General features: G+C 73.6%; 8 protein-coding genes. 7 read left to right on the top strand and 1 reads right to left on the bottom strand.

Annotated features, from left to right (window positions below):
- Together EBM89_RS17940 and EBM89_RS17945 are read left to right on the top strand one after the other, a co-directional pair.
- Positions 1–695: M15 family metallopeptidase (locus EBM89_RS17940; RefSeq protein ID WP_147463611.1), on the top strand; the 695-nt coding region annotated here is incomplete at its 5' end.
- Positions 696–779: 84 nt separating this feature from the next.
- On the top strand, positions 780–1,724 hold the full coding sequence (locus EBM89_RS17945; protein ID WP_158609719.1) for a universal stress protein: 945 nt from the start codon (positions 780–782) through the stop codon (positions 1,722–1,724).
- Between the two features lie 28 nt (positions 1,725–1,752).
- Here EBM89_RS17945 and EBM89_RS17950 read toward each other — a convergent pair whose 3' ends face one another.
- A complete protein-coding gene (locus EBM89_RS17950) occupies positions 1,753–2,796 on the bottom strand; it encodes a LacI family DNA-binding transcriptional regulator (RefSeq protein ID WP_122151002.1) in 1,044 nt (347 codons plus the stop codon).
- Between the two features lie 390 nt (positions 2,797–3,186).
- Here EBM89_RS17950 and EBM89_RS17955 point away from each other — a divergent pair, with 390 nt between their 5' ends.
- The 5 genes from EBM89_RS17955 to EBM89_RS22495 form a co-directional block, all read left to right on the top strand.
- Positions 3,187–4,008 carry a carbohydrate ABC transporter permease gene (locus EBM89_RS17955; protein WP_122151007.1) on the top strand — a complete coding sequence of 274 codons (822 nt, stop codon included), beginning with the start codon at positions 3,187–3,189 and terminating at the stop codon, positions 4,006–4,008.
- A gap of 4 nt (positions 4,009–4,012) precedes the next feature.
- Complete coding sequence (locus EBM89_RS17960; protein WP_122151003.1) at positions 4,013–4,939, top strand: carbohydrate ABC transporter permease; 927 nt, start codon at positions 4,013–4,015, stop codon at positions 4,937–4,939.
- A 57-nt stretch (positions 4,940–4,996) separates the two neighbouring features.
- On the top strand, positions 4,997–6,304 hold the full coding sequence (locus tag EBM89_RS17965; RefSeq protein ID WP_122151004.1) for an ABC transporter substrate-binding protein: 1,308 nt from the start codon (positions 4,997–4,999) through the stop codon (positions 6,302–6,304).
- Between the two features lie 130 nt (positions 6,305–6,434).
- Positions 6,435–8,201, top strand: coding sequence for a glycoside hydrolase family 35 protein (locus tag EBM89_RS17970; protein WP_122151005.1), 1,767 nt, complete (start codon positions 6,435–6,437; stop codon positions 8,199–8,201).
- Positions 8,202–8,372: 171 nt separating this feature from the next.
- A partial coding sequence (locus tag EBM89_RS22495; RefSeq protein ID WP_147463612.1) for a PAS domain S-box protein occupies positions 8,373–9,954 on the top strand: 1,582 nt, incomplete at its 3' end.

Raw genomic sequence — 9,954 nt, forward strand, 5'->3', positions numbered from 1 at the left:
GGCCGGACGCACCGGCCGAGGCGGCGTCGGCGACGGCCGTCGCGGCACCGGAGCCGGTCGCCGTCGTCGCGCCGGACGCCGCGTGGCAGGACCACGGCGCGGCGGCCCCGGACGCGCTCGGCGCGGTGGGCTACACCGGCACCGTCGCGGAGATCGGCCCCGACCTCGCGGCGCGGATGGCCCCGTCCTGGCGGGAGGGCTGCCCGGTGCCGCTGGCGGACCTGCGGTACGTCACGGTCACGCACCACGACTTCGCGGGCGGCACCGCCCAGGGCGAGCTCGTGGTGCACGCCGACGTCGCCGCGTCGGTCGTGGCGGTGTTCGAGGACCTGTACGCGCTCGGGTACCCGGTGCGGTCGATGCGGCTGGTGGACGACTTCGGCGGCAGCGACGACGCGTCGATGGCGGCGGACAACACCTCGGCGTTCAACTGCCGGCCCATCAGCCGGGGCACGGGCTGGTCGGAGCACGCGTACGGCCGGGCGATCGACCTGAACCCGGTGGAGAACCCCTACGTGCGCGGGACGCTGGTGCTGCCGCCGGAGGGTGCGCCGTACGCGTCGCGCCCCGCGGAGCCGGGGGTGGTGCTGGCGGGTGATGCCGTCGTCCGGGCGTTCGCGGCGCACGGCTGGCAGTGGGGCGGCGACTGGTCGTCCCCGGTGGACTACCAGCACTTCTCCACGACCGGCCGCTGACCCGGGACGTCGGTCCCTGGCGTGTCGCGCTCCTGTCGGCGCATGGTGGGGGTCGGACGCACGACCTCACGGGAGGTGCGCGAGATGGTCGACAGGGTGGTCGTCGGGTACGACACGTCGCCGGAGTCCGCCGCGGCGGTGCGGTGGGCGGCGACGTACGCCGCCGCGCGCGGCTGGGACCTCGACGTGGTGCACGTCTGGGGCTTCGCCGGGCAGGAGGGCGGCGGGGCCGGGACGTCCTGGCTCGGGCAGCAGGTCCGGGCGCAGGTCGCCGACGTCGCGGAGGAGGGCGCCGCCGTCGCGCGCGAGGGCCCGCGGGTGCCCGCGGACGCCGTGCACGCGCACGTCGCCCACGGCCGCCCGGCGCTCGTGCTCGCCGACCTGGCCGCCGACGCCCGCCTCGTGGTCGTCGGGCGGCGCGGCGCGGGCGGGCGGCTGAACGCGCTGCTCGGCTCCGTGACCACCGGCGTCCTGCACCGGTCACGCTGCCCGGTCGCGGTCGTGCCGGTCGACGGTCCGCACCTGCCCGGCATGGGCGGGGAGCCGGTGCTGGTCGGGTTCGACGGCTCGCCCGGGTCGTTCGGCGCGCTGGAGGCGGGCTACGACCACGCCGCACGCGCCGGGGTCCCGCTGTCCGCGCTGACCGCCTGGAGCACCGTCGACCAGTCGGCGAGCCCCGGGTACTGGCTGCTCGGCTACCCCGGGCGCTCGCCCGCCGAGGTGGCGCTGGACGAGGCCGAGCGGGTGCTGGAGCGCGCCCGGTCCTGGTCCGCGGCCCGGCACGACGTCGAGGTGGGTCTCGAGGTCGTCGAGGGGCGACCGGCCCAGGTGCTCGAGCGGCGCTCGCGGCACGCCGGGCTCGTCGTCGTGGGCACGCGCGGGCGTGGCGGGTTCGCGAGCCTGGCGCTCGGGTCCACCAGCCGGTCCGTCGTGCAGCGGGCGCACTGCCCGGTGCTGGTGACCCGCACGGCCACGGGCGTCGCGGAGGAGGAGCCGCCGCAGCGCGCGCGGGCCGCCGCGTCGGTCTGACGACGTGCGTGGCTCGGGCGCGGCGTCGTCAGGCGCGCGGAGCGCGCGGCGCGCCGGTGCTGGCGCGCACCACGAGCCGGGTCGGGACGACGATCCGGGTGTCCGTCAGCGTCTCCCGCCCGCGCACCTGCCGCAGCAGCAGGTCCATGAGCTGCTGGCCGATCAGGTGGAAGTCCTGCTGCACCGTGGTGAGCGGGGGCCAGAGGAACTCGGTGAGCGGGATGTCGTCGAACCCGACCACCGAGATGTCGTCGGGCACCCGGAGCCCCGCCTCGTAGAGCGCCCGCACCAGGCCCGCGGCCATCTCGTCGTTCGCGCACAGCACGGCGGTGACGTCGGGGTCCTGCGCCAGACGGCGGCCCTGCTCGTAGCCGGACCGGGCCGACCAGTCGCCGCGCACGGGCTCGGGGACGGGGCGCCCGGCGCCGACCAGGTGCTCGCGCCAGGTGTCGACGCGGATCTCGGCGGGGGCGGAGTCGACCGGCCCCCCGAGGTGGTGCACGGTGCGGTGCCCGAGGTCCAGCAGGTGCTGCACGGCGACGTGGGTGCCGGTGACCTGGTCGGCGGCGACGGCGGGGTGGTGGCCGACGAACCGGGAGTCGGAGACGACGACGGGCATCCGGGGCGGCAGCACGAGCCCGGCGGGGGTGGCGGTCTCGGCGCGGATGATCACCAGGCCGTCGATGGACTGGTGCGACAGGCGCGCGGCGGCGGCGGTGACGTCGTCGGAGGACGGGCTCTGCACGTCGACGAGGGTGACGGTGTAGCCCTCGGCGCGGGCCGCCTCGACGACGGCCTCGACGGTCCGGGACTCGCCGGTGCGGGCGAGGCGGTGCGCGATCAGCCCGATGGTGCCGAAGGACCCGTTGCGCAGGGCGCGCGCGGCGTGGTTGGGGGAGTAGCCGAGCTCGTCCATCGCGGCGAGCACGCGCTCGCGGGTCTCGGGGCGGACGTTGTCGGCGCCCGTGGACACGCGGGAGACGGTCTGCGCGGACACGCCGGCCACCCGGGCGACGTCGGCGATCGACGGCCCGGTGCGGCCGCGGGGCGACGGCACGAGGTCGGAGGACATGCGCCCGATGGTAGGGCATGGTGACGTCATCATCGGGGACTCCCGGGCCGGGTGCCCCGGTGGTGCGGCCGTGCGCGCGGCCCGACGAGCCGCAGGGGGGCGGGTGCGGACGGTCGTCGTGACCGTCCCGTGATCATCGGGATGGTGACGTCGCCACCCCGGCGGGTGATGCGTCAGGAGTCTCGGTTGACACGGTTCCCGACCGCATGGCAACGTGAGCCCGCGCCTCCCGATGTTGACGTCAACATCCCGGAGGCCCCGACCCCGAAGGAGTGGCTCGCTGTGACGACGCAGAACGTCCCGGTGCCCGCGGTGGCGACGCCCGGCGCCCCCACCCGCCGGCGCGTGCGCCGCGGCCGGTGGACCGGCTGGGGCTTCGTCGGCCCGTTCATGGCCGTGTTCACCCTGGTGTTCCTGGCCCCGATCGCGTACTCGATCTACCTCAGCCTGTTCCGCAAGCAGCTCGTCGGCGGCAACGCCTTCGTCGGCCTCGACAACTACCAGCGCGCGTTCACCGACCCGCAGTTCTGGGAGTCCGTCGGCCGCGTCGGGGCGTTCCTCGTCGTGCAGGTGCCGATCATGCTCGGCCTCGCGCTGCTGGTCGCCCTCGCGATCGACTCCGGGCGGCTGTACGGCAAGAGCTTCTTCCGGATCTCGATCTTCCTGCCCTACGCGGTGCCCGCCGTCGTGGCCGCCCTCATGTGGGGCTTCATGTACGGCACCCGGTTCGGCCTCGTCGGGAACATCAACGAGATCTTCGGGATCTCGCTGCCGAACCCGCTGTCGCCCGACCTCGTGCTGATCTCGATCGGCAACATCGTCACCTGGTCGTTCGTCGGCTACAACATGCTGATCTTCTACTCCTCGCTGCGGACCATCCCCACCTCGCTCTACGAGGCGGCGGAGCTGGACGGCGCCAACCAGTGGCAGGTCATCCGCTCCATCAAGATCCCCGCGATCCGCGGCGGCCTGGTCATCGCGACGATCTTCTCGATCATCGGCAGCTTCCAGCTGTTCAACGAGCCGAGCATCCTGCAGAGCCTCGCGCCGAACGCGATCACCACCTACTTCACCCCGAACCTGTACGCCTACTCGCTGTCCTTCTCCGGCCAGCAGTACAACTACTCGGCGACCATCGCGATCATCATGGGCCTCATCACCATGGTCATCGCCTACGTGGTCCAGCTGCGCGGCATGCGCAAGGAGGCGTGACGCGATGACCACCACCACGGCCCCCGCCCCGGCGCGCGCCGGTCGCGGCGCCCCCCGGCTGCGCACCCGCAAGAAGTACAGCTCCGACAAGCCGCGCCGCAGCGCGCTGCTGACGGTCGTCACCGCCGTCGTCGGCCTCTACAGCCTGATCCCGCTCGCGTGGCTGTTCATCAACGCCACCAAGACGCAGTCGGACCTGTTCGACTCGTTCGGGCTGTGGTTCAGCGGCGACTTCGCGCTGTTCACCAACATCGCGGACACGCTGACCTACGACGACGGCATCTTCGTGCGGTGGCTCGGCAACACGCTGCTGTACGTCGTGGTCGGCGCGGGCGGCGCGACGCTGCTGGCCGTGCTCGGCGGCTACGGCCTGGCGAAGTTCAGCTTCCCCGGCAAGAAGGCGATCTTCGCGATCGTCATCGGCGCCGTCGCGGTGCCCGGCACGGCCCTCGCCGTCCCGACGTTCCTCATGTTCAGCCAGATGGGCCTGACCAACACCCCGTGGGCCGTCATCATCCCGTCGCTGATCTCTCCGTTCGGGCTCTACCTCATGTGGACGTTCGCCGCCGACGCGATCCCCACCGAGCTCATGGAGGCCGCCCGGATGGACGGCGCCAACGAGGCCCGGACGTTCGCGCAGATCTGCCTGCCGCTGCTGGCGCCCGGCATCGTCACCGTCCTGCTGTTCACCATGGTCGCGACCTGGAACAACTACTTCCTGCCGCTGATCATGCTGAAGAACCCGGACTGGTACCCGCTGACCCTCGGCCTGAACGCGTGGAACGCCCAGGCGGCCACCGCGGGCGGCCAGGCGATCTTCAACCTCGTCCTGACCGGCGCGCTGCTCACGATCATCCCCCTGATCATCGCGTTCCTGCTGCTGCAGCGGTACTGGCAGTCCGGTCTGGCCGCGGGCTCCGTCAAGGAGTAGCCCGCACCACCCCCCACCCGTGATCCGTCCTGACGACGAAGTGAGAGGACCCCTCGCATGACCACCACCCCCCGCAGGCTCGCCAGCGGCATCGCTGCCGCCGGTGCCCTGGCCCTGGCCCTGACCGCCTGCTCCTCCGGCGGCGGCGACGCGGCCTCCGACGGCCCCACCGACAGCGGCTCGCTGACCGTCTGGGCCTGGGACAACACCGTGGAGCCCATCGCCGAGGCGTACATGGAGGAGAACCCGGACGTCACCATCGACGTGGTGAACGCCGGGACGAACACCGACCAGTACACGGCGCTGCAGAACGCGGTCGCCGCCGGCTCCGGCATCCCGGACCTCGCGCAGATCGAGTACTACGCGGTCCCGCAGTTCGCCATCGGCGAGTCGCTGGCCGACCTGTCCGACCTGGGCGCGTCCGACCTGGACGGCACCTACAGCCCCGGCCCGTGGACGGCCGTGCAGCAGGGCGAGGGCATCTACGGCCTGCCCATGGACTCGGGCCCGATGGCGCTGTTCTACAACACCACCGTGTTCGAGAAGTACGGCGTCGAGGTCCCCACCACGTGGGACGAGTACCTCGAGGCCGCGCGGGCGCTGCACGCCGCCGACCCGAACGTCTACATCACCAACGACACCGGCGACGCGGGCTTCGCGACGTCGATGATCTGGCAGGCCGGCGGCCAGCCGTACCAGGTCGACGGCACCGACGTGACGGTCGACTTCACGGACGAGGGCTCGACCAAGTTCGCCGAGATGTGGCAGCAGCTGCTCGACGAGGACCTCATCGCCCCGACCTCCTCCTGGAGCGACGAGTGGTACCAGGGCCTCGGCAACGGCACCCTCGCCACCCTGACCATCGGCGCCTGGATGCCCGGCAACCTCGAGGCCAGCGTCCAGCAGGCCGCCGGTCAGTGGCGCGTCGCCCCGATGCCGCAGTGGGAGGAGGGCGCCTCCGTGTCCTCCGAGAACGGCGGCTCGGCGATGTCGATCATGGAGGCCGCGCCGAACAAGGCGCTCGCGTACGACTTCCTCGCGTACCTGTCCCACGGTGACGGCACCGCGATCCGCATCGACGCCGGTGGCTTCCCCGCCACCACCGCGGACCTGGAGTCCGACGAGTTCCTGAACAAGGAGTCGGAGTACTTCGGCGGCCAGAAGATCAACGAGGTCCTGTCGCAGTCCGCGGCGGACGTCGTCGAGGGCTGGCAGTACCTGCCGTTCCAGGTCTACGCGAACAGCATCTTCAACGACACCGTCGGCCAGGCGTACGTCGGCAGCACCACGCTGACCGAGGGCTTCGCGAACTGGCAGCAGCAGTCGATCGCGTACGGCAACGAGCAGGGCTTCACCACCGAGTGACGCCCCGGTCGGCGGCGGGACGCACCCCGTCCCGCCGCCGACCCCGCCGCACGAGCGGCACGACCCGCACCACCCGGCCTCGGGCCGAGACGCACCCCAGAACCCCACGACCCGGGAGCCCAGCACAGCCATGCCCACCTTCGAGATCGGCGAGAGCGACTTCCTGCTCGACGGCCGCCCCCACCAGGTGATCTCCGGCGCCCTGCACTACTTCCGGGTGCACCCCGACCAGTGGGCGGACCGGATCCACAAGGCCCGGCTCATGGGCCTGAACACCATCGAGACCTACGTGGCGTGGAACTTCCACGCCCCCGAGCGCGGCCGGTTCGACCTCGACGGCCGCCGCGACCTCGGCCGGTTCCTCGACCTGGTGGCCGCCGAGGGCATGCACGCGATCGTGCGCCCCGGCCCCTACATCTGCGCCGAGTGGGACGGCGGCGGCCTGCCCGGCTGGCTGCTCGCGGACCCCACCGTCGGCGTCCGCCGGCACGAGCCCGCCTACCTCGCGGCCATCGAGCAGTACTACGACCAGCTGCTCCCGCTCGTCGCCGAGCGCCAGATCAGCCGGGGCGGCCCCGTCGTCGCCGTGCAGATCGAGAACGAGTACGGCGCCTACGGCGACGACCAGGACTACCTGCGGGCGCTCATCGCGATGACCCGGGCGCGCGGCATCGACGTGCCGCTGCTGTCCTGCGACCAGGCCGACGACACCATGCAGACCCGCGGCAGCATCCCCGAGCTGCACCGCACCGCGACGTTCGGCTCGCGCTCCACGGAGCGCCTGGCGCTGCTGCGCCGGCACCAGCCGACGGGCCCGCTGATGTGCATGGAGTTCTGGAACGGCTGGTTCGACTCCTGGGGCCTGCACCACCACGTGGCCCCGTCCGAGGCGAACGCCCAGGACCTCGACGACCTGCTGGCCGCGGGCGGCTCCGTGAACCTCTACATGTTCCACGGCGGCACCAACTTCGGCATGACCAACGGCGCCAACGACAAGGGCACCTACCTGCCGATCACGACGTCGTACGACTACGACGCCCCGCTCGCCGAGCACGGTGCGGTCACGCCCAAGTGGCACGCCATGCGCGAGGTCATCGCCCGGTACGCGCCGGTGCCGGACGAGGTGCCCGCCGACCCGGCGCCCGCGCCCGAGCTCACCGTGGACCTCACCCGCCGCGTCGCGCTCGCGGACGTCGTGGACGTGCTGGGGGAGACCCGCACCTGGGACCACCTGCCGACGCACGACGAGCTCGCGCAGTGGTCCGGGTTCGTGCTCTACCGCACCCGCGTGACCGCCGCGGACCGCGCGATCACGTTCACCGAGGTGCGGGACCGCGCCGTCGTCGCCCTCGACGGCGAGCCCGTCGGCGTGCTGAGCCGCACCGAGCACAGCCGGACCGTGCCGCTGCCCGCCCGCGACGGCGTGCTGACGCTGCTGGTCGAGGACCAGGGCCGGGTCAACTACGGCCCGCGGATCGGCGAGCCGAAGGGCCTGATCGGTCCCGCCCGCACCGCCGCCCGCGAGGTCACCGACTGGGAGACGGTCGCGCTGCGCCTGGACGAGGTCGAGCCCGCCCTCGCCGAGCGCCTCGCCGCCGCGCCGGTGGCCGAGGTCGAGGCGCCCGTCGCCGGGCCGGCGTTCCTGCACGGCACGTTCGACACCGTCGCCGGCGCCGACCACTTCCTGCGCCTCGACGGCTTCGGCAAGGGCCTGGTGTGGGTCAACGGGTTCCCCCTCGGCCGGCACTGGAGCGCGGGGCCGACCGCGACGATGTACGTCCCCGGGCCCGTGCTGCGGGCCGCGGGCAACGAGGTCGTCGTGCTCGAGCTGCACGGCGCGGCGTCCGCGCGCGTCGCGTTCGTCGCCGCCCCCGACCTCGGCTCCTCCGAGGTCTGATCACCGCCCCTCCGCCCCGGGTCCGCCGCGCGCGGACCCGGGGCGGAGCTGTGCCGCGGACCTCACCCGCCCGGCGGCCGGGACCACCCGGTCGAGCACTCAGATACCCTCCGCCCAGGCCGATGACCAGGACAGGTGCCCCGCCTGCCGGGGTGCGACGCCAGAGCGAGGATGGGTCAGGGAGTGGACGCGGGAGGGCCGCAGGGCCAGTGGCCGGACGCCGCCGAGGGCGCGCGGGTGCTCAGCGGCGCGCTCGCCGCGCTGACCCGGGAGGGCGGGTTCCCCCTCGACGGCATCGCCACCGCGCGTGTCGCGCAGGACACCGCGCCCGCCGACACCCCCGCGGCACCCGCGTCGAACCGGCGGCTGCCGCGCCGCCGCAAGGGCGGGGTCGCGGCCGAGGACCCCGCCGCCGTCATCGCCCGGCAGACCGCCCGCATCCGCCAGGTCGAGAGCCTGATCGAGGCCGCGCCCATCGGCATCGGCCTGGTGTCCCTCGACGGCCGCACCCCGCTGACCAACGACACCCTGCGCCGCCTGCTCGGCTACTCCACCGAGGAGTTCGCCTCCATGCCGTTCTCGGCCTACACGGCCCTGGACGACGTCGAGGAGAACGAGCGGCTGTTCGGGGAGATGCTCGCGGGCGAGAACGACGGGTTCGCGCTCGAGAAGCGGTTCGTGCGCAAGGACGGCTCGACCCTCTGGGTCGACCTCACCGTCTCCCTCGTGCGCGGCGCCGACGGCCTGCCGGACTACGCCATCGGCATGGCGCAGGACATCACCGAGCGCAAGCGCCTCGCGGAGGAGCTGCGCGCCGCCGAGCTGCACTACCGGCTGCTGGTCGAGCACGTCCCCGCCGTGGTCTACATCGGCGAGCCCGGGCCGGAGGGCCGGTTCTCGTACGTCAGCCCCCGCCTGGAGTGGATGCTCGGCTACGCCCCCGAGGAGTGGATCGCCGACCCCACCGTGTGGTCCCGCAGCATCCACCCCGCCGACCGCGGCTTCCGCACCCACGAGGACGCGCTGCGCGCCGGGCTCGCCGAGGGCGAGATGCTGCCGTCCATCACCTACCGGCTGCGGCACCGCGACGGCCACGACGTGTGGGTGCGCGACGACGCCGTGCTCCGCCTGGACGAGGACGGCCGGCCCCGCCTGCACGGCGTCCTGCTCGACGTCACGCAGGAGAAGGAGCTGGAGGCACGGCTCGCCCACATGGTCGACCACGACGCCCTCACCGGGCTGGTCAACCGCGCGCACTTCCACCGGCTCGTCGACGACGCCCTCGCCGGCGGCCCCCTGGGCGCGCGCAGGGCCGTCGCCGTGATGTACGTGGACCTCGACGGGTTCAAGGGCGTCAACGACACCTACGGCCACGCCGTCGGGGACCGGGTGCTCGTGGCGGTCGGCGAGCGGCTGCGCTCGCTCGTGCCCGCCGGGGGCGCCGTCGCCCGGCTCGGCGGCGACGAGTTCGCCGTGCTCGTCACCGGTACCCGCGCGCAGGTGCGCGCCGCCGTCGCGGCCGTGACCGCCATGGGCGAGGTCTCCGTGGAGACGTCCGGCGAGTGGGCCCGGGTGCGGGGGAGCGTCGGCGCGGCGCTGGCCGACCGCACGCACACCACCGAGCTGCTGCTGCACGCCGCCGACGAGGCGATGTACGACGCCAAGCTCGGCGCCGACCGCCGCCGCGTGCGGGGGACGCGCCGCGCCGGGGACCGCATCGCGGGCGAGCGGCGGGCGGCGGACCGGCGCCCGG

Source organism: Cellulomonas triticagri, assembly GCF_003696205.1.
In the GTDB taxonomy this organism is placed as follows: domain Bacteria; phylum Actinomycetota; class Actinomycetes; order Actinomycetales; family Cellulomonadaceae; genus Cellulomonas; species Cellulomonas triticagri.

Coding starts and splice junctions, on each gene's coding strand:
- EBM89_RS17970 (WP_122151005.1), top strand. CDS start 6,435: ATGCCCACCTTCGAGATCGGCGAGAGCGACTTCCTGCTCGACGGCCGC.
- EBM89_RS17955 (WP_122151007.1), top strand. CDS start 3,187: ATGGCCGTGTTCACCCTGGTGTTCCTGGCCCCGATCGCGTACTCGATC.
- EBM89_RS17950 (WP_122151002.1), bottom strand. CDS start 2,796: ATGTCCTCCGACCTCGTGCCGTCGCCCCGCGGCCGCACCGGGCCGTCG.
- EBM89_RS17965 (WP_122151004.1), top strand. CDS start 4,997: ATGACCACCACCCCCCGCAGGCTCGCCAGCGGCATCGCTGCCGCCGGT.
- EBM89_RS17945 (WP_158609719.1), top strand. CDS start 780: ATGGTCGACAGGGTGGTCGTCGGGTACGACACGTCGCCGGAGTCCGCC.
- EBM89_RS17960 (WP_122151003.1), top strand. CDS start 4,013: ATGACCACCACCACGGCCCCCGCCCCGGCGCGCGCCGGTCGCGGCGCC.